The sequence below is a fragment of the Thermotoga sp. 38H-to genome (genome assembly GCF_011057665.1).
Lineage (GTDB): Bacteria > Thermotogota > Thermotogae > Thermotogales > Thermotogaceae > Thermotoga.
Genome location: NZ_LNFZ01000001.1, coordinates 505353 through 522395, shown reverse-complemented (window position 1 = coordinate 522395; position 17043 = coordinate 505353). Strand labels below are relative to the sequence as shown.

Genomic DNA, 17043 nt, shown 5'->3' with positions numbered 1-17043 from the left:
GTTGAAGTCGAGAACAACTTGACTTTTCCTCATATATATATGTAAAATACATATATAGGAGGTGAGAATATGTGGTGGAGCAGAGGATACGGATGGAGAAGAGGCTGGAGGAGAGGATTCGGTTTTGGAGGAGGACCGTGGTGGGCTTACTACGATTATCCTCCAGTGCCACCTTCTCATGAAGAGGAAAAAGAAATGCTTCTGGATTACAAAAGATACCTGGAAGAAGAGCTCAGATATGTTGAAGAGAGGTTGGAAGAGCTTGAAAACAGGAGGTGAGCAGTATGCCAAGGTTCGATGGAATGGGCCCGATGGAACTTGGACCGATGACGGGCAGAGGTCATGGATGGTGCAGGTTCGGTGGTAGCTGGGCAAGACCCTGGGAATGGGGGAGAGGTTTTAGTTATGGATGGAGAAGAGGCTGGCTATTTGGAGTGGGCCTTTCCTGGAGACATAGAAGAGGATGGGGATGGAGAGGCTGGTGGTAATAATATGAAGGGGGTATCAACCCCCTTCAGTTTTTGAACGGAGGGAGAAAGATGCGAATACACGTTCTCTGTGATAATTCATCTCGAAATGGATTTGAAAGCGAACACGGTTTTTCTGTGCTTGTGGATTCCGTTCTTTTCGATACGGGGAAATTCGATGTGTTTCTCAAAAACGCGCGAAAACTGGAAATTGGACTGCCGGAGGATGTGGTCATCAGTCATGGTCACTACGATCACTCAGGGGGTCTTTTGTATTTGTCTGGAAAGAGAGTGTGGCTCAGAAAGGAAGCTCTGGATCCGAAGTATTCTGAAAAAAGATACGCAGGAGTCGACTGGGATGAAGTACTCAAGAAAAACACGGTGAAATTCGTGGCCGAAGAAATCACCGAGATCGAAAAAAACATGCTTCTTGTTGGACCGGCGAATCTGAGAGGAAAGGTTCCCGGTGGGGACTTCTTTGTTGAGAGAAACGGCGAGAGACGAAAAGATCTCTTCGAAGACGAACAGACTCTGGTGGTGAGAACAAAGGGAGGACTGGTCGTCATAACCGGGTGTTCCCACCGCGGGATCGACAACGTTCTTCTTGACATCGCAGAGACTTTCAACGAGCGCATCAAAATGGTGATGGGAGGCTTCCATCTTCTGAGATCTTCCGATGATGAGATAGAGAAAATCGCGAAGATCTTCAACGAACTCGTAGTTGAAACTGTGGTTCCCTGTCACTGCACGGGTGAAAGAGCAGTTGATATCTTCAAAAGAGAGTTTCTCGGGAACATCATGGATTGCTATGCAGGATTGAAGCTTGAGTTTTCAGAGTGACGAATTCCAGGAGATGTTTTTCAAGGATTCCAAAACTTCCTGATCAAGAGGCATTTTCTTCCGTGATTTAGATAAAAAATCATCCCCCCGAGTTTTTTCAAGCCGCTTCTTCGGATGGTTTTGAGAAAAAGCCAACTATCGCGAGAATATCACCCACGAACATGAGTATGAAACCCACCCCGAAAACAACAAGAAGGATCGCTCCCCATTTGTAGAAAGACGCGGCGGTGTTGAAGACTGAGATTTTCAAACTCTCGGCGATCATTCTGTAGGCTTTCACCTTGTAAACGAGGGCTATTATTCCAAGAACAACAATGGTTACGAAGCCGGCTAAGGTCACACCACCAGCGAACAGACCGCCCGCGAAGAGTGAAGCAACGAGTGAAACAGAGAAGATCACAGAAACGATCAACAGCAAAACAGCGGGTATCAAGAGGTAGTTGAAGATTCTTCTTTCCCCCACCTGCTGTGAAATATTGTAGATACCAATGAGAAACAGTATGAGCCCCACAAGAGAAAAGATCCACCCTACCACCGGCACCGCACCAAACAGTTTGAGTATCATCCCTACCCCCGCCAACGTTTTCGCGGTTGAAAGATTCATCGTATCACCTCCACCTGAAATTGTACCAGACAAGACCGATCCACTCGTAGATGGCCCGTGAATTCAGATAGAAAGAGGTGGCATTCGGAAGGAAATCTACGAACTCCGGATCTCCAAAGTAGAATCCAGCGGGGTACGGTGTCACACTCTGAAAAAACCTCTTGAAAGTGAAAACAGCCCTTCTCATGTGGATCGAATCGGTTACCAGAATGATGGGCACATCTCCTATTTTTTCCCTCGTGAAAAGGGCGTTTTCGTACGTGTTTCTCGATCTGTCTTCAACGGTGATCTTTTCTTCGGGAACACCCAGCGAAACAAGGTAGTCTTTCATTATCATCGCTTCCGACCTCAGCCCGGTTAAACTACCACCGGTTACGAGTATAGGCATTTTTGTCTTCTGGTAGATCTGTACACCTGTCAGAAGCCTTCTCAGAGTGGCATCGCTGAGGTTGTCACCCGCCTTCGTGTTTCTTTCCACACCACCACCGAGAACAACGATCACAGCGTCGTTTGGAAGCGTTGCAGGAACATCGAGGTTTTTCTCGAGAGGCCAGAGAAAGAGAAACTCCCCCACGTAACTGCTGAAAAGATACACAATCGCTGCCAAAGCCAAGAGGAACCATCTTGCTTTTTTGAAAAAGAAACTCCCCACGATCAACAGGAGTATGAAAAGACCGGGTGTTACCAGAAACGCTCCGAGGATTTTTTGAAGGAACATTCTTCCACCTCCACGTTTATGATTTTAAACGACTGTCGATAATCATAGGGGGAGGATGAAGAATGGACGTCTGGAAGGTTCTGGGAAGGTACAGCAACGTGCTCGTTCTCTCGAAGAAAAACAGCATCCTCATCCTCGAGATAAACGGCAAGGCACCGAAGCCGGGAGAGAGCGTGAGAGTCTGGAACAACAGGGTCATGACCGGAAAGGAGCTCAAAGCGAAGCTCCTGGCACACTTCGATGAAGAACTCTCCCTCAAGGTTCTCAAAGTGCCGGGTCTTCTGGAATTCTTGCACGACATTTCCCGCGGGTTCGATAAGAAGTACGTTCACTTTGTGAAGTTGTTTGTGAAACACCTCGTTCCATCTCGCTTCCTCAAGATGAACAATGAAGAAAAGAAGATCATAATGAAATCTTTCCCTGAGGTTTTCGAGTCAGGACCTTCCAGCGTTCGGATCAGGTTTTCCGTCAAGAGCTTCTTTGAGTACGTTCAAAAGAACTTTCCAATCAATCGGAATATAAATGAAGAGGCTCTCAGAAGAACAGTCACTTTGAAAAGACCCATCCTTTCCACCGAAGAGTACGATGTCTATCAGATGAATGAACCGCTCTCTAAGGGATTCTCGGGGAAGAACTACATGGCATTACCTCTCTCTGGAAAGTACCTGATTGTTGTTTTCAGAAGGAGAAACTTTCCGTTTGTCGAATTCAAACTCAAGGAGGAGCCGGATCTGACCTTCTTTGAGGATTTTGTGAACGACAAAGTAGCGGTTGAGAAAAGAGAAAACGGCTGGGTCCTCATCTGGAAAGACAGAGAAATGATGGAGTTTGAACTTCCGGACAAAGAACTCCTCCCAAGACCTGAAAAACTGGTGGACGATGACCTCTTAGATGCCGTCTTTCTTTTGAACAGCCTTCTGGAAGAAAACGTCAGGTTCGCTTCGATGCCTTCTTTCGGTGTTCAGGAGATGTGGTGGGAGAAAGACAACAATAGAGTGATCCTTGTTGTTAACACCGTGCGGTTCGGCAGGGTCGTTGCCGACGTGATTTTGGAGGGCAGATCTCTCTCGGTGAGATTCTACGCTGAGAAGAATTCGGAGGAATTGTCCGCTCACAGCGAAGAGCTTCAGAAGGAATTCGAAAGATTGGGATTGATCGCGCACGTCTTCTTTTTGAGAAAGGATCCCATGAACTGGGAGGGATTCAATGCGTACGGATGAGATAAAGAAAGCAGTGGCTTTGAAATACGATCCCACCAGAACGAGTGCACCTGAGGTTGTGGCAAAGGGTGTGGGTGAAGTTGCAGAAAGGATAATCGAGATGGCCAGAAGGCATGGCATACCAATAGAAGAAAGGCCGGATATCATAGACGATCTTTTGAGACTGGATCTTTTCTCAGAGATTCCTGAAGAGATGTACCTTGTGATCGCTGAGATATACGCCTTTCTGAAAAGATACGACAAATGAAAAGAGGTCCCCAAACGTGGGGACCTCTGCGTGGTCGGGGCGACTGGACTTGAACCAGCGACCTCTTGCGCCCCATGCAAGCGCGCTAGCCACCTGCGCTACGCCCCGCCGTCTTTATATTTTATCACAGGATGTGAAGATTTCAACCCTTATGGATTTTCGTTCGGCCCTCCGTAGAGCTCTTAGATGTGTTGGTATCTGGAAAATTTAACTCCCCACTTGATTTTCTTTCCGATATGGTTTAAAATTACCCTTGGATGGCCCCATAGGATAACGGCCAGTCCGCCGGATTCTCAGTCCGGAGGTCGGGGTTCGATTCCCCGTGGGGCTGCCAGATGCAATAGCAGAAGTGTAAAGGGATGCCAAAAGGCATCCCTGTTTTTGTTTTAACTGGTATCTTTCTGTTTTCCAGCGATTCTTCAAAAAACACTTTGCTTTTTCAGGCGAAATTTTAATATAATACAAACAATAATAGGGGGGATGATCATGGGAAAGAAAGTGTGTTTTCTGGCCTGTTTGATCTTCTCAGCGGAACACAGGAAGCTGACACGCTTTCAGAAGCAGCGAGGGGACTCGTCGATCAGCTTTAAGCGGTGATGAGCAACACATCTTCGTTTGAAATACCAGATCCCGATAGTTCTCCAGACGAGTACGAGGATTGGGCGATGGGATTTCTGGAAGGTGCCTCTTCTATGATCTACATTCCAAGCGATTTCGAACAACTCGTGTGGGCAGAAGGCTGGCAGTATCTCTACTATGTGTTTCAGGTAAGTTTCTTCATGCCTGCAACCGTCACATCGATCGAAATCGAGGGAATAACGGAATATACCACAAAGTTCATCCCATTTCTCCTTAACAACAAACCAGATTTCGTCGATAAGACCTATTTCCTTTCTCTTAAGTGTACAACGGTGGATGGAACGACAACGGCGGTTCAATGGCCGATGATATTGGTGAATGGAAAGTGCTACTTCTTCTCGTTAGAAATCGTACATACGAATGAAGGAACCGAAGTTAGACTGTACCCAAAGCCGCAGTCTATATTGTGATCATTTCTCTATTGAAACCCTGCTTCCCACGCCGAATCTGTGCCTTTCGAAGAAGCCTTTCTTCACCTCGAGAGCGTACCTGAAAGGGCCTGGTGCGTAGTAGATCTTGCAGGGTTCCTCTTTGCATGGCTCCATCTCCTGAATGGAGAATATGACACCGTTTTTGTCTATGAAAGCGATCTCGAGGGGAACGTACGTGTTCTTCATCCAGAAACCCGAGCAGGTGTCCTCTTCAAAAACAAAGAGCATCCCGAAATCGTCCGGGATGCTCTTTCTGTACATCAGACCAATGGAACGAAGAGCGGGGGTGTTCGCTATTTCCACATCCAGTTTGAGTGACTTTTCACCATCTGTGATCACAATCCTTCCTTTTGGGAACTTCACCCTGTCGCTCTGTCCGGATACAACGACTACAACAATTATTCCGATCGTGATCAGAAGTGGCAGAAGAAACTTTTGAAGTCTCAAGAAAAGGGGTCTCAAACCCCACATCACCTCAGTTCTGCTATTGTCTTCACTATGTAGCTGTTGAGCAGGCTTTCGAGGTACTCCTGCTTTCCAGATGGAAGTTCGATATCTTCTTTGTCTATTATATACTCTTCGAGTTTTTCGAAATCGGTTTTTCCTTCTACGATCTCTTTTCCGATACCTTCTTTGAAGCTTCTGTATTTTTCCTCGATGAACTTGTCGAACACTCCGTCTTTCGCGAGTTTGTACGCTATCTTGAAGCCGAGGGCGAAGGTGTCCATTCCTGCGATGTGACCGATGAAGAGATCTTCTACCTTGTAGGAAGCCCTCCTCACCTTCGCGTCGAAGTTGAGGCCACCCTTTGTGAATCCTCCTGCTTTTATCACTTCGTACATGGCAAGTGTTGTGTCGTAGATGTTCGTTGGGAACTGGTCGGTGTCCCAGCCGAGCAGGAGATCTCCCTGGTTGGCGTCGATGCTTCCAAGTTTTCCGAGGATCCTTGCCATCCTCAGTTCGTGCTGGAATGTGTGACCGGCAAGTGTCGCGTGGTTCGCTTCAATGTTGAACTTGAAGTACTCATCAAGGCCGTGGTTCTTCAGGAAAGCGTAGGCCGTTGCCACATCGAAATCGTACTGGTGCTTGGTGGGTTCTTTCGGCTTGGGTTCTATGAGGAACTGTCCGGTGAAGCCGATCTTCTTTGCGTACTCCACTGCCATTCTGAGAAATCTCGCGAGATTTTCGAGTTCCAGCCCGAGATCTGTGTTGAGGAGTGTTTCATAGCCTTCTCTTCCACCCCAGAAGACGTAGCCTTCTCCTCCTAGTTCTTTTGTGATCTCGAGGGCCTTCTTCACCTGGGCCGCCGCGTAGGCAAAGACATCCGCACTGCATGTCGTCGCGGCGCCGTGCATGTACCTCGGGTGGGAGAACAGATTCGCCGTTCCCCAGAGGAGTTTCACGTTGCTGTCCTTCATTCTTTCCTTAATTCTTTCCACCACTTTGTCCAGTATCTTGTTTGTCTCTCTGAGCGTCTTTCCTTCGGGAGCGATGTCTCTGTCGTGGAAACAGAAGTACTCGATGTTGAGCTTTTCGCAGAACTCGAAGAGAGCGTCCACCCTTGCAAAAGCTTTGTCCATGGGATCGGAGAACCTGTTCCATGGGCGTTCAGCGGTTGGATCTCCAAACGGATCTCTTCCCTCGTTCACGAAAGTGTGCCAGAAGGCGACGGAAAACTTCAGATGATCCTTGAGGGGCTTCCCATCGATCACCTCGTTCGGATCGTAGAACCTGAACGCCAGCGGGTTCGTGCTTTCCTTACCTTCAAACTGAATCTTTGGGATTTCTGGGAAAAATTCTGCCATGTAAACACCTCCCTAAATTTTTTCTATCAATCAATTATATAAAATCTTGGGGTATCATTTCAAATATTTTTTTAGGATATACTTGAATCTGGGAGGTGTTTTCAATGGAGATCACAAAAAGAATAGAAGAGCTCAGAGAGGAAATGGTGGAATCCTTGAAGAAATTCATCTCCATCAACTCGGTGAATCCTGCTTTTGGAGGCCCGGGAGAGAAAGAAAAGGCCGACTGGCTTGAAGGCCTCCTCAGGGATTTCGGTTTCGAGGTCGACCGCTGCGATGTGAGAGACGATAGGGGTATATGGCGATCGAACATTGTGGCAAAGATTCCGGGAAAAAATAGAGAAAAAACGCTCTGGATCGTGACTCACATCGACACGGTACCACCGGGAGATCTCTCTTTGTGGGAGACGGATCCTTTCGTGCCCGTTGTGAAGGACGGGAAAGTTTACGGTAGGGGAGCCGAAGACAACGGAGGTTCCATGATAGCCTCCATATACGCTGGGAAGGCTCTTATCGACCTTGGTATCACTCCCGAGTACAACTTCGGTCTTGCACTCGTTGCCGATGAGGAGGCGGGAAGTGAGTATGGAATCCAATATCTGATAGAAAAAGGGTTGTTCAGCCCAGAGGATATGTTCCTGGTCCCGGATGCTGGAAACGAAAAGGGAGACTTCATCGAGATCGCAGAGAAGAGCATCCTGTGGTTCAAAGTGATGGTGAACGGAAAACAGGGACACGCTTCAAGACCGCAAACAACAGAGAACGCTCTCAGAAAGGGTGCACATCTCATAACAGAGATAGATGAAGCACTCCACAGGAAATACTCCGATAGAGATGAACTCTTCGATGAACCGCTCAGCACGTTCGAGCCCACTCGCGCTGAAAAAACTGTGGACAACGTGAACACCGTTCCCGGCAGATTCGTCTTTTACTTCGACTGCAGGGTCCTGCCTCGCTACAATCTCGACGAGGTGCTGTCCATCGTCAAGTCGATTCTCGATGGAAGAGGCGCTGAGCTGGAGGTTGTTGTAAAACAGCCTGCACCCGAGCCAACTCCGCCTGATTCAGAACTCGTGGCAAAACTTTCCAGTGCTTTGGGAAGTCTAAGAGGCCTGGAAGCGAAAGTGGGAGGTATAGGTGGAGGCACCTGCGCTGCGTTCTTCAGAAAGAAAGGCTGGCCCGCTGTCGTCTGGAGCACGATAGATGGGACTGCTCATCAACCCAACGAATACCGAAGGATCTCGCACATGGTAGAAGACGCAAAGGTGTTCGCATTGCTCGGAATTGAGAGGTGAATCGATTGCTCAGAACGATCGCTGATCACCTCATGGATGTAGCGCAAAACGCCGTGAAAGCAGGAGCGAAGAACATAAAGATAGAGATAGAAGAGACCGATGAATGGTTCACTTTCGTTGTGGAAGACGATGGACCGGGGATAGAGAATCCAGAGAGGGTGTTCGATCCCTTCTTCACCACAAGGGATCCCAGGCTGAGAAAAGTGGGGCTCGGTCTTCCGTTTTTGAAACAGGCCACGGAACAGACGGGAGGATTCGTTAAATTACACACAGAAAGAGGAAAGGGAACGAGAGTGGAAGCGCGGTTCTATCTGAAAAGTGTGGATTGCCAGCCGGTTGGGGACGTAGCCGGAGCACTTGCGAGTCTCATTCTTTCTGATCCCGATGTGAACTGGCACATCGTCAGGAAGAAAAATGGAGACGGTTATGAGATAAATACCATCGAACTGAAGCAGAAGGGACTCTGGGACCCGGAGAACCCCGGTTTTGCAGCTTTTCTCTTTGAAACTCTGGAAAATCTTGAGAAAGAATTGAAAGGAGGTGAAAACAATGAGTGAAAAATTCGAACACTACTACACGGTGGAACCCACATCGAAGCTGAAGGTCAGGGAAGCGAAACTCGTTCTAAAAAACGGTCATGAGTACATTTTCAAAACACCTTCCGGTGTGTATTCTTACGGAAAGATAGACAAAGCCACGCAGGTGCTCCTTGAAAACCTGAAAGTCCACGGAAAGAAAGTGCTCGATCTTGGATGCGGCTACGGTGTGATAGGAATCGTCCTGAAAAGAGAATATCCAGATCTTGAAGTTTACATGAGTGACATAAACAAGCGCGCAGTGGAATTCGCCAAGATAAACGCGAAGAATCACAACGTCGAAGTCGATATAAGGTGGGGAAATCTCTACGAGCCATGGGAAGGTATGAAGTTCGACATGATCGTGAGCAATCCTCCGATCGTTGCAGGAAAGAAAGTCTGGATGGAAATAGTGAAAAGGGCTCCCGAGTTCCTTGAAGAGGGCGGAAGCCTTCAGATCGTCGCTTACCACAACAAAGGTGGCAGAAGGATCAGAGATTTCATGAAAGAGGTTTTCGGGAACGTGGAGGAGCTCTGCAAAACAGGTGGAATAAGGGTTTACAGATCCGTGAAGGGATTGAAAGAAGATGAAGATAACGCTGAATAGCGTTTCCTTCAGATACAACGGAGACTACGTTTTGAAGGACGTGAACGCCGAGTTCGAAACGGGAAAGATCTACGTTGTGGTGGGGAGAAACGGCTCCGGGAAGACCACCCTTTTGAAGATCCTCGCGGGACTCCTGGAAGCTGAAGGAGAGATCCTGCTGGATGGTTCACCGGCGGATCTGTTCCTTTTGAGAAAGAATGTGGGTTACGTTTTCCAGAATCCGTCTTCGCAGATCATAGGTGCCACCGTGGAAGAGGATGTGGCCTTTTCGCTGGAAATATTGGGACTCGACGAGAGCGAAATGAGAAAAAGAATAAAGAAGGTCTTAGAACTGGTGGGACTCTCCGGTCTCGAAAAGGAAGACCCGCTGAACCTTTCAGGAGGTCAGAAACAGAGACTCGCGATTGCCTCGATGCTTGCTCGTGACACACATTTCCTCGCTTTAGATGAACCGGTTTCCATGCTGGATCCTCCTTCTCAGAGGGAAATATTTCAGGTGCTGGAGAGTCTCAAGAATGAAGGAAAGGGAATAATACTGGTAACACACGAACTGGAGTATCTGGATGATATAGACTTCATACTCCACATCTCGAATGGTACAATCGATTTCTGTGGAAGTTGGAAGGAATTCATGGAAAGGGAGTTCGACGATGTGGAAATTCCTTTTAAGTGGAAACTCTGGAAGAAATGTGGGAAGATAAATCTGTGGGAGGATCGATATGAGAATTCTGGTAACCAATGACGACGGGATACAGTCTAAGGGGATCATCGTCCTCGCAGAGCTTCTTTCTGAGGAACACGATGTGTTCGTGGTGGCTCCCGATAAAGAGAGGAGCGCAACAGGTCACAGTATCACCATACATGTTCCGCTCTGGATAAAGAAGGTTTTCATCTCAGAGAGGGTGGTTGCGTACTCCACCACGGGAACACCCGCGGACTGTGTAAAGCTCGCTTACAACGTGATCATGGATAAAAAGGTCGATCTCATCGTGAGTGGTGTGAACAGGGGACCCAACATGGGTATGGATATTCTCTACTCTGGAACGGTCTCAGGTGCGATGGAAGGTGCCATGATGAACATTCCATCGATTGCCATATCGAGTGCGAACTACGAGAGTCCTGATTTCGAAGGGGCGGCGCGTTTTCTGATCGACTTTCTGAAAGAATTCGACCTCTCACTCCTCGATCCCTTCACCATGCTGAACATAAACGTTCCCGCTGGTGAGATAAAGGGATGGAAATTCACAAGACAGAGCAGAAGAAGGTGGAACGATTACTTCGAAGAGAGAGTCTCACCTTTTGGGGAGAAGTACTATTGGATGATGGGAGAGGTCATCGAAGACGACGATAGAGATGACGTTGACTACAAAGCTGTTAGAGAAGGGTACGTCTCCATCACTCCGATACATCCCTTCCTCACGAACGAACGGTGTCTGAAGAAGTTAAGGGAGGTGTACGATTGATGTACAGAATAAGAGTCTTTGGGGATCCTGTTTTGAGAAAGAGGGCAAAACCCGTCACGAAGTTCGACGACAACCTGGAAAAGACCATAGAGAGAATGATAGAGACAATGTATCACTACGACGGTGTGGGGCTTGCAGCGCCACAGGTTGGAATATCTCAGAGGTTCTTCGTCATGGACGTTGGAAATGGCCCGGTTGCCGTGATAAACCCTGAGATCCTTGAAATCGATCCCGAAACCGAAGTGGCAGAGGAAGGATGTCTCAGCTTTCCCGAGATCTTCGTCGAGATAGAAAGGAGCAAAAGAATAAAGGTCAGATACCAGAACACGAAGGGAGAATACGTGGAAGAGGTGCTGGAAGGTTACGCTGCAAGGGTTTTTCAGCACGAGTTCGATCATCTGAACGGAGTTTTGATCATCGATCGAATCAGTCCAGCGAAGCGCCTTTTGCTCAGAAAGAAACTCATGGATATAGCAAGAACCGTAAAGAGATGAGGAGGGAAGAGACGTGAAAAGGTGGTTGCTTTTGATTTCCTTGGTGGTGCTCTCCACTGTTGTGTTTTCGTTTTCCGCACCCGTTGATTCTCCAAGAGTTTCGGCCACCTTCGGTGAGTACAGAGGGAGTGGAAACAGAGGACCTCATTTTCACATGGGAATCGACTTTTCCACGGGATTGAAGGAAGGGGTTCCCATCTACGCTTCTGAAAGAGGTTGGCTTGTCAGGGTGGAAATAGACGAGGACGATATATATGGCTACACAGTGGTTCTGGAGCACGAGAATGGATACAGAACGCTTTACGCCCATCTGAGCAGGTTCTCGAAAAAGCTGGAAACGATAGCGAGTTCTTTGAAGCAGGAGTTTGGTAACGTGAGGATCGTTGTGAACTTTCCAGAGAGAGAAATCTGGTTCGAAAAGGGTGAAGTCGTTGGATACTCAGGAACCACCGGGGAGGCTCCAATTCCTCACGCACACTTCGAAATAAGAGACAGGAGCGAAGAAGTTTCCTACGATCCTTCGAGTTTTCTGAACCTTCCAAAACCGGTGGATGAGGATATTGTTCTGGAAAAAATAAAGATAGGAGACAGCGTGTACGATTTCGTCGCGGGAAGGACGTACCCGTTCAGTGGAAATTTCCCAGATCTCGCTATCAAAGCCTATTCAAAAGGGTTCAACAACACGTTGGGACTCAAAAGGATCACACTTCTTCTGGAAGGTGAAGAGATCTATCAGATCTCTTTTGATCAGATTCCCTGGTCCGAGTTCACGAACGTCTGGGGAGTGTACGATAGGAAGTCCGTTTCGGCTGCGTACAGATTCGAGCTCTGGTACAGGTTGTTTCCTGAAACGTTCTCCTCAATGATAAAGGTAAACAAATTACCTGAACTGGGAAAGGCTCCCGACTTTGCCAGATACACGGTCGTCCTTGAAGACATCTGGGGCATGAAAAAAGAATTTTCTTTCTATTTGCAGCGGAGGTGAAATCATGCTCTTTCTGTTTTTTGGAAAGAAAAAGAAAGACCTGAACAAAAACCCGTTTTACAAGGAAAAAGGATCCCTTGTAGTTTACATAAAATGCGACAGGTGTGGAGAAGTCTTCAGAAGTCATTTGAGAACGGGATACGATTTCATCGTGGATTATGATAACCCGGGTGTTCCTTACAAGATAGACAAGCTCTATGTGGGTTCGAAATGTCCCAACAGGATGCATCTTGTTGCAACCTTCACGTCTTCCTATAAACCTGTGGCTGTCTCTCTGGAGGGCGGAACTTTTATAACTCGAGAAGAATTCGAAGAAGCACAACAACAATGATGTAACCTTTTTTTAAAAAAGATTGTGATAAACTATCAAGGCTGTTATAAGATCAGCGAAAGGAGGATGGGAGATGAGAAGACTTTTCACCAGCGAAAGTGTAACAGAAGGGCATCCGGACAAAATCGCCGACCAGATTTCCGACGCCATACTCGACGCCATGCTCGAACAGGATCCAAGAAGCAGGGTCGCCGTTGAAACACTCGTAACGACAGGGCTTGTCATCATCGCGGGAGAGGTTACCACCAGAGCTTATGTTGAGATCCCAGACATAGCAAGAAAGACTATTCTGGAGATAGGATACACGAGGGCAAAGTACGGGTTCGACGGGGAAACCTGTGGAGTACTCACCAGCATCCACAGTCAGTCTCCCGACATAGCTATCGGTGTAGACAAGGCGCTCGAGGTCAAAACCGGAGAAGAAGTGGCCGACGAACTTGAGGCACTGGGAGCTGGTGACCAGGGAATCATGTTTGGTTACGCCACCAACGAGACCCCTGAGTACATGCCTCTTCCCATAACTCTTGCTCACAAACTTGCCTTAAGACTCGCTGAGGTTAGAAAGAACGGGACCCTTCCTTTCCTCAGACCGGACGGAAAGACGCAGGTGACCATAGAATACGAGGATGACAGACCTGTCCGTGTTGATACGGTTCTCATCTCAACCCAGCACGATCCGGATATCTCACAGGCGGATCTGAGAGAGGCGATAATAGAACACGTGATAAATCCCGTTATTCCAGAGCAATACAGAGATGAAAAAATGAAGATACTGGTGAATCCAACGGGAAGATTCGTCCTTGGAGGCCCCATGGCCGACACGGGACTCACGGGAAGAAAAATCATCGTTGACACTTACGGTGGATGGGTACCCCATGGTGGAGGTGCGTTCAGCGGAAAGGATCCCACAAAGGTTGACAGATCGGCTCACTATATGGCAAGATATGTAGCGAAGAACGTTGTGGCTGCGGGTCTTGCAGACAAGTTCCTCATACAGCTTTCTTACGCTATAGGTGTCGCGAAACCCGTTTCCATAATGATCGACACATATGGAACCGCGAAGGTAGATGAAGACAAGCTTCTCAAGGTGATCACCGAACTTTTCGATTTCAGACCGGGTGCGATCATAAAGAAACTGAATCTTTTGAGGCCTATTTACAGAAAGACAGCCGCTTACGGTCACTTTGGAAGGAACGAAGAGGAATTCACATGGGAGAAGCTTGACATGGTCGATGAGTTGAAGAGAGCTTTCAATATGTAAGGGAGGGATCAGGTAGTGCCGAATATCAAATCCGCAAAGAAAAGAGTCAGAGTTTCTGAAAAGAGAAGACTCAGAAACAAGGCTTACAAGACTTTCTTCAAGAACAGAATAAAAGAAGTTCTCAAGGCTATCGAGAACAAAGAACCAAAAGAAGTCGTTCTTGAACTCACCAGGAAAGCACAGGCTGCCATAGACAAGGCGGTTTCCAAGGGAGTCATTCACAAGAACCAGGGTGCGAGAAGAAAGGCGAGGCTTTTTGAAAAGGTTAACGAGTACCTGAAGACTCTCGAAACAAACCAGGAGTGAATTTCTTCCGTTCTTTTGGAATCTGGCCCCCTTGTGGGGCATTTCTGGTTTTAAAGGGAGGGATTGCACATGGAGGGGTTGATGGGGGATTTTTTCAGGCTGATTATTGAAAACTGGTATTTTTCTCTACCTGCTGCTCTGTTTCTCATGTTCGCCGCCAGGTACGTAGAACACATAGCTTTTGCGGTGATCGGTTTTGTCATCGGTATCAACTTCGTGTTTCCTCTTCTTTCGAATATCGAATTTCTCAAATCCTATCTTGCAAACGAGAACGTGAAGGTTATCACACTGGTGGCAACAGGTGTTTTAACTGCAGTTGTGCTCTACGTCCTGTACAGATACATAGTGTTTCTCGCTGCTCTCGTCACCGTAACTTTCGTTGCTTACTACGTTATAAACTTTCTGGTGAGTTCTTTCAATCTTCAGGGTGTTCAGTACATGAACTGGATAACGCTCGGACTTTCCGTTTTCATCGGGCTTTTAGCCGGACTGACTGCTTACCGCAAGGAAAAGGAATTCGCAAGAATCCTCTCAGTTGTGGTAGGAGCAGCGATTTTTTCGGTGCTGGTTTTGTTTTATCTTTCCGGCCTCTTTGGGGTGGAGTTCAAACCCGAGTCTCTCTTTGCTAACAAAACAATGGTCTTCTTCTACGTGTCTCTGTTTCTGCTTTTTCTGTTTCTTTCCGCGTGGTTCACTTTCAGGAAGAAGTCTTATCAAAAAACAAGTTCATAAATGTTAAAATAGTATAGAAACCAGATCTGAAAGGAGGTGTACCCCTTCGGGGGGTCGAAGATGGCGAAAAAGAAGATTCTGGTGGTTGACGACGACCCGGCGATTCTCGAGCTGGTAGGATACAACCTTTCCAAGGAAGGATACGAGGTGATCAAGGCTTACGACGGCGAAGAAGCGCTTAAACTTGCCAACGACGAAGATGTGGACATGTTCATAGTGGATATCATGCTTCCTGGAATCGATGGTTTCGAGCTGGTCAGGAAGATCAGGGCCATAGAAAAATACAAGAACACTCCCGTGATCTTCCTGAGTGCGAAGGGAGAGGAGTTCGACAAGGTGCTTGGACTGGAGCTCGGTGCGGACGACTACATCACCAAACCGTTCAGTGTGAGAGAGCTCCTTGCGAGGGTGAAGGCTATATTCAGAAGACTTTCCGCCGCAACTCAGAGCAAGGAAGAAAGGCCTAAGAAGATCATAGCCAGGGATCTTGAAATCGATGTGGAAAAGTACGAAGTGAAAGTGAGGGGGAAAAAGGTGAACCTCACTCCTCTCGAATTCGAATTGCTCAGGTTCCTCGCGGAGAACGAAGGAAAGGTTTTCAGCAGGGATGTGCTTCTGGACAAGCTCTGGGGATACGATTACTATGGAGACACAAGAACGGTGGACGTTCACATAAGAAGGCTGAGAACGAAGATAGAAGAAGATCCTTCGAATCCGAAATACATAATCACTGTGAGAGGAAAGGGATACAAATTCAGAGATCCCGGAAAGGAAGACTGATCCATGAGTGTATTCCTGCTCGTCACAGTAGCCGCTCTATTCGTTCTGCTCTTTCTGGTGTTCAGGAAACGCCTCTCTGAGTACAAAATTCTCATCGAAAAGCTGTCAGACATGCTGGGGGAAAAGGATGTTCCCCCGCTTTATCTTTTCGAGAGACTGAAAAAATACGTGGACAATCTGAAAGAAACAATTTCCCGTGTTGAAGTGAGTAGAGACAACTTTCTTACGATTTTGAATAGTCTCAGTGAACCCATATTCATTCTGGATCGAGAGGGAAAGATCACGTTTTTGAACGAAATTGCTCGTGAACTCGTACAGGACAGGATCAACCCCGAGGGAAGGCCATATTATGAAATTTTTGAAGACTACTACATAAGCGAAATGGTGGAAGAGACCATTAAGAGTGAAGAGCCACAGGAAGGAACTCTTGTTACCTACGTTGGTAACGAGAAGAAATATTTCCACGTGAAGGTAATACCTGTCGAACTGAAAAGTGGTGATAAGATCTTTGTCATTCTCTTCCACGATGTTACTAAAGAAAGAAAGCTCGATGAGATGAGAAGGGAATTCATAGCAACAGTTTCACACGAACTTAGAACCCCTCTCACTTCCATCCACGGTTATGCGGAGACGCTCCTTGAAGATGATCTGGAGAACAAAGAGCTGGTTAAGAGATTTCTGAAAATCATAGAAGAAGAATCTGCCCGTATGACACGTCTCATCAACGATCTTCTCGATCTCGAGAAAATGGAAGAAAGTGAAGTCAATTTTGAAATGAAAGATGTGGATCTGTGTGAAGTGATGGAATACGTTTACAAAATCATCCAGCCTATAGCCGAAGAAAATGAAGTGGACCTCGTTGTTGAGTGTGAGGATGTTGTGGTCAGGGGAAACAAAGAAAGGCTGATCCAGATGCTCCTGAATCTCGTGGACAACGCTGTCAAGTACACATCTTTGAAGGAAAAGGGAGAGAAAAAGGTCTGGGTGAGGGCCTACGATACACCGGACTGGGTGGTCTTGGAGGTAGAAGACACGGGACCTGGAATACCCAAAGAAGCCCAGAGTAGAATCTTTGAAAAGTTCTACAGGGTGGATAAAGCGCGTTCCAGAAAGATGGGTGGAACAGGCTTGGGTCTCACGATAGTGAAAACGATCGTCGACAAACACGGAGGAAGGATAGAGGTTGAGAGTGAAATCAACCAGGGAACAGTAATGAGAGTGCTCCTACCGAAAAGAAGGTGAA

Annotated in this window: 23 protein-coding genes and 2 tRNA genes; 20 read left to right on the top strand and 5 right to left on the bottom strand. The window is 47.2% G+C overall.

Annotated features, from left to right (window positions below; all coding sequences use genetic code 11):
- Positions 1–69: 69 nt before the first annotated feature.
- From AS158_RS02845 to AS158_RS02835, 3 genes are read left to right on the top strand one after another with little or no spacing between them, the layout of a single operon-like run.
- Complete coding sequence (locus AS158_RS02845) at positions 70–279, top strand: DUF5320 domain-containing protein (RefSeq protein WP_165304454.1); 210 nt, start codon at positions 70–72, stop codon at positions 277–279.
- Positions 280–284: 5 nt separating this feature from the next.
- A complete protein-coding gene (locus tag AS158_RS02840) occupies positions 285–488 on the top strand; it encodes a DUF5320 domain-containing protein (RefSeq protein ID WP_165304453.1) in 204 nt (67 codons plus the stop codon).
- A 51-nt stretch (positions 489–539) separates the two neighbouring features.
- Positions 540–1307: an MBL fold metallo-hydrolase gene (locus AS158_RS02835; RefSeq protein ID WP_165304452.1), complete on the top strand. Its 768-nt coding sequence runs from the start codon at positions 540–542 to the stop codon at positions 1305–1307.
- A 97-nt stretch (positions 1308–1404) separates the two neighbouring features.
- Here AS158_RS02835 and AS158_RS02830 read toward each other — a convergent pair whose 3' ends face one another.
- Positions 1405–1911: a DUF996 domain-containing protein gene (locus AS158_RS02830; RefSeq protein ID WP_165304451.1), complete on the bottom strand. Its 507-nt coding sequence runs from the start codon at positions 1909–1911 to the stop codon at positions 1405–1407.
- A 4-nt stretch (positions 1912–1915) separates the two neighbouring features.
- Positions 1916–2629, bottom strand: coding sequence for a YdcF family protein (locus AS158_RS02825; protein ID WP_004082190.1), 714 nt, complete (start codon positions 2627–2629; stop codon positions 1916–1918).
- A gap of 62 nt (positions 2630–2691) precedes the next feature.
- On the opposite strand from AS158_RS02825, the gene AS158_RS02820 reads away from it, so the two are divergent.
- Together AS158_RS02820 and AS158_RS02815 are read left to right on the top strand one after the other, a co-directional pair.
- The gene (locus tag AS158_RS02820) at positions 2692–3849 is read left to right on the top strand and encodes a flagellar hook-length control protein FliK (protein ID WP_165304450.1); all 1158 of its coding nucleotides are present in this window, start codon (positions 2692–2694) and stop codon (positions 3847–3849) included.
- Complete coding sequence (locus AS158_RS02815; RefSeq protein WP_004082188.1) at positions 3836–4096, top strand: FlhB-like flagellar biosynthesis protein; 261 nt, start codon at positions 3836–3838, stop codon at positions 4094–4096. The genes AS158_RS02820 and AS158_RS02815 overlap by 14 nt, the downstream gene beginning before the upstream one ends.
- A gap of 31 nt (positions 4097–4127) precedes the next feature.
- Here AS158_RS02815 and AS158_RS02810 read toward each other — a convergent pair.
- Positions 4128–4204: transfer RNA gene (locus tag AS158_RS02810), tRNA-Pro, on the bottom strand.
- Positions 4205–4355: 151 nt separating this feature from the next.
- Here AS158_RS02810 and AS158_RS02805 point away from each other — a divergent pair.
- Positions 4356–4430 (top strand) — tRNA-Glu (locus AS158_RS02805).
- 262 nt (positions 4431–4692) lie between these two features.
- Positions 4693–5145 carry a hypothetical protein gene (locus AS158_RS02800; protein ID WP_241241235.1) on the top strand — a complete coding sequence of 151 codons (453 nt, stop codon included), beginning with the start codon at positions 4693–4695 and terminating at the stop codon, positions 5143–5145.
- On the opposite strand, the gene AS158_RS02795 is transcribed toward AS158_RS02800, so the two are convergent.
- A complete protein-coding gene (locus AS158_RS02795) occupies positions 5146–5637 on the bottom strand; it encodes a DUF192 domain-containing protein (protein ID WP_004082186.1) in 492 nt (163 codons plus the stop codon).
- Positions 5637–6971, bottom strand: coding sequence for a xylose isomerase (xylA, locus tag AS158_RS02790; protein WP_004082185.1), 1335 nt, complete (start codon positions 6969–6971; stop codon positions 5637–5639). Before xylA ends, AS158_RS02795 begins: the two co-directional genes overlap by 1 nt.
- A gap of 104 nt (positions 6972–7075) precedes the next feature.
- On the opposite strand from xylA, the gene AS158_RS02785 reads away from it, so the two are divergent.
- The 13 genes from AS158_RS02785 to AS158_RS02725 all read left to right on the top strand — a co-directional run bounded on the left by AS158_RS02785 (position 7076) and on the right by AS158_RS02725 (position 17042).
- Positions 7076–8266: a M20 family metallo-hydrolase gene (locus tag AS158_RS02785; RefSeq protein ID WP_165304449.1), complete on the top strand. Its 1191-nt coding sequence runs from the start codon at positions 7076–7078 to the stop codon at positions 8264–8266.
- A 5-nt stretch (positions 8267–8271) separates the two neighbouring features.
- Positions 8272–8823: a HAMP domain-containing sensor histidine kinase gene (locus AS158_RS02780; protein ID WP_008194669.1), complete on the top strand. Its 552-nt coding sequence runs from the start codon at positions 8272–8274 to the stop codon at positions 8821–8823.
- Positions 8816–9448, top strand: a complete 633-nt coding sequence (locus tag AS158_RS02775) for a class I SAM-dependent methyltransferase (RefSeq protein ID WP_008194670.1) — start codon at positions 8816–8818, stop codon at positions 9446–9448. The genes AS158_RS02780 and AS158_RS02775 overlap by 8 nt, the downstream gene beginning before the upstream one ends.
- Positions 9429–10190, top strand: coding sequence for an energy-coupling factor ABC transporter ATP-binding protein EcfA1 (gene ecfA1 / locus AS158_RS02770; protein WP_165304448.1), 762 nt, complete (start codon positions 9429–9431; stop codon positions 10188–10190). The genes AS158_RS02775 and ecfA1 overlap by 20 nt, the downstream gene beginning before the upstream one ends.
- Positions 10168–10911: a 5'/3'-nucleotidase SurE gene (surE, locus tag AS158_RS02765; RefSeq protein WP_165304447.1), complete on the top strand. Its 744-nt coding sequence runs from the start codon at positions 10168–10170 to the stop codon at positions 10909–10911. The genes ecfA1 and surE overlap by 23 nt, the downstream gene beginning before the upstream one ends.
- Positions 10911–11405: a peptide deformylase gene (def, locus tag AS158_RS02760; protein ID WP_011943662.1), complete on the top strand. Its 495-nt coding sequence runs from the start codon at positions 10911–10913 to the stop codon at positions 11403–11405. Before surE ends, def begins: the two co-directional genes overlap by 1 nt.
- 13 nt (positions 11406–11418) lie before the next feature.
- Entirely contained in the window at positions 11419–12390 is a 972-nt protein-coding gene (locus tag AS158_RS02755; RefSeq protein WP_038052490.1) for a M23 family metallopeptidase, read from the top strand.
- Between the two features lie 4 nt (positions 12391–12394).
- Positions 12395–12721 (top strand): hypothetical protein, encoded by a 327-nt coding sequence (locus AS158_RS02750; protein ID WP_038052493.1) that lies wholly within the window; start codon positions 12395–12397, stop codon positions 12719–12721.
- 73 nt (positions 12722–12794) lie between these two features.
- Positions 12795–13982: a methionine adenosyltransferase gene (gene metK / locus AS158_RS02745; protein WP_012896358.1), complete on the top strand. Its 1188-nt coding sequence runs from the start codon at positions 12795–12797 to the stop codon at positions 13980–13982.
- Positions 13983–13997: 15 nt separating this feature from the next.
- Positions 13998–14288, top strand: coding sequence for a 30S ribosomal protein S20 (rpsT, locus tag AS158_RS02740; protein WP_038052496.1), 291 nt, complete (start codon positions 13998–14000; stop codon positions 14286–14288).
- A gap of 69 nt (positions 14289–14357) precedes the next feature.
- Positions 14358–15020: a hypothetical protein gene (locus tag AS158_RS02735; protein ID WP_038052499.1), complete on the top strand. Its 663-nt coding sequence runs from the start codon at positions 14358–14360 to the stop codon at positions 15018–15020.
- A gap of 60 nt (positions 15021–15080) precedes the next feature.
- The gene (locus tag AS158_RS02730; RefSeq protein ID WP_038052502.1) at positions 15081–15800 is read left to right on the top strand and encodes a response regulator transcription factor; all 720 of its coding nucleotides are present in this window, start codon (positions 15081–15083) and stop codon (positions 15798–15800) included.
- Between the two features lie 3 nt (positions 15801–15803).
- Entirely contained in the window at positions 15804–17042 is a 1239-nt protein-coding gene (locus tag AS158_RS02725) for an ATP-binding protein (protein ID WP_038052504.1), read from the top strand.
- The last annotated feature ends 1 nt before the right edge of the window (position 17043 follow it).

Excerpts from the sequence above, each read along its gene's own strand:
- AS158_RS02840 (WP_165304453.1), top strand. The coding sequence starts at position 285 with ATGCCAAGGTTCGATGGAATGGGCCCGATGGAACTTGGACCGATGACG.
- AS158_RS02825 (WP_004082190.1), bottom strand. The coding sequence starts at position 2,629 with ATGTTCCTTCAAAAAATCCTCGGAGCGTTTCTGGTAACACCCGGTCTT.
- AS158_RS02795 (WP_004082186.1), bottom strand. The coding sequence starts at position 5,637 with ATGTGGGGTTTGAGACCCCTTTTCTTGAGACTTCAAAAGTTTCTTCTG.
- metK (WP_012896358.1), top strand. The coding sequence starts at position 12,795 with ATGAGAAGACTTTTCACCAGCGAAAGTGTAACAGAAGGGCATCCGGAC.
- xylA (WP_004082185.1), bottom strand. The coding sequence starts at position 6,971 with ATGGCAGAATTTTTCCCAGAAATCCCAAAGATTCAGTTTGAAGGTAAG.
- surE (WP_165304447.1), top strand. The coding sequence starts at position 10,168 with ATGAGAATTCTGGTAACCAATGACGACGGGATACAGTCTAAGGGGATC.
- AS158_RS02835 (WP_165304452.1), top strand. The coding sequence starts at position 540 with ATGCGAATACACGTTCTCTGTGATAATTCATCTCGAAATGGATTTGAA.
- ecfA1 (WP_165304448.1), top strand. The coding sequence starts at position 9,429 with ATGAAGATAACGCTGAATAGCGTTTCCTTCAGATACAACGGAGACTAC.
- def (WP_011943662.1), top strand. The coding sequence starts at position 10,911 with ATGTACAGAATAAGAGTCTTTGGGGATCCTGTTTTGAGAAAGAGGGCA.
- AS158_RS02735 (WP_038052499.1), top strand. The coding sequence starts at position 14,358 with ATGGAGGGGTTGATGGGGGATTTTTTCAGGCTGATTATTGAAAACTGG.
- AS158_RS02750 (WP_038052493.1), top strand. The coding sequence starts at position 12,395 with ATGCTCTTTCTGTTTTTTGGAAAGAAAAAGAAAGACCTGAACAAAAAC.
- AS158_RS02815 (WP_004082188.1), top strand. The coding sequence starts at position 3,836 with ATGCGTACGGATGAGATAAAGAAAGCAGTGGCTTTGAAATACGATCCC.
- AS158_RS02845 (WP_165304454.1), top strand. The coding sequence starts at position 70 with ATGTGGTGGAGCAGAGGATACGGATGGAGAAGAGGCTGGAGGAGAGGA.
- AS158_RS02830 (WP_165304451.1), bottom strand. The coding sequence starts at position 1,911 with ATGAATCTTTCAACCGCGAAAACGTTGGCGGGGGTAGGGATGATACTC.
- AS158_RS02730 (WP_038052502.1), top strand. The coding sequence starts at position 15,081 with ATGGCGAAAAAGAAGATTCTGGTGGTTGACGACGACCCGGCGATTCTC.
- AS158_RS02785 (WP_165304449.1), top strand. The coding sequence starts at position 7,076 with ATGGAGATCACAAAAAGAATAGAAGAGCTCAGAGAGGAAATGGTGGAA.
- AS158_RS02775 (WP_008194670.1), top strand. The coding sequence starts at position 8,816 with ATGAGTGAAAAATTCGAACACTACTACACGGTGGAACCCACATCGAAG.
- AS158_RS02725 (WP_038052504.1), top strand. The coding sequence starts at position 15,804 with ATGAGTGTATTCCTGCTCGTCACAGTAGCCGCTCTATTCGTTCTGCTC.
- AS158_RS02800 (WP_241241235.1), top strand. The coding sequence starts at position 4,693 with ATGAGCAACACATCTTCGTTTGAAATACCAGATCCCGATAGTTCTCCA.
- AS158_RS02820 (WP_165304450.1), top strand. The coding sequence starts at position 2,692 with ATGGACGTCTGGAAGGTTCTGGGAAGGTACAGCAACGTGCTCGTTCTC.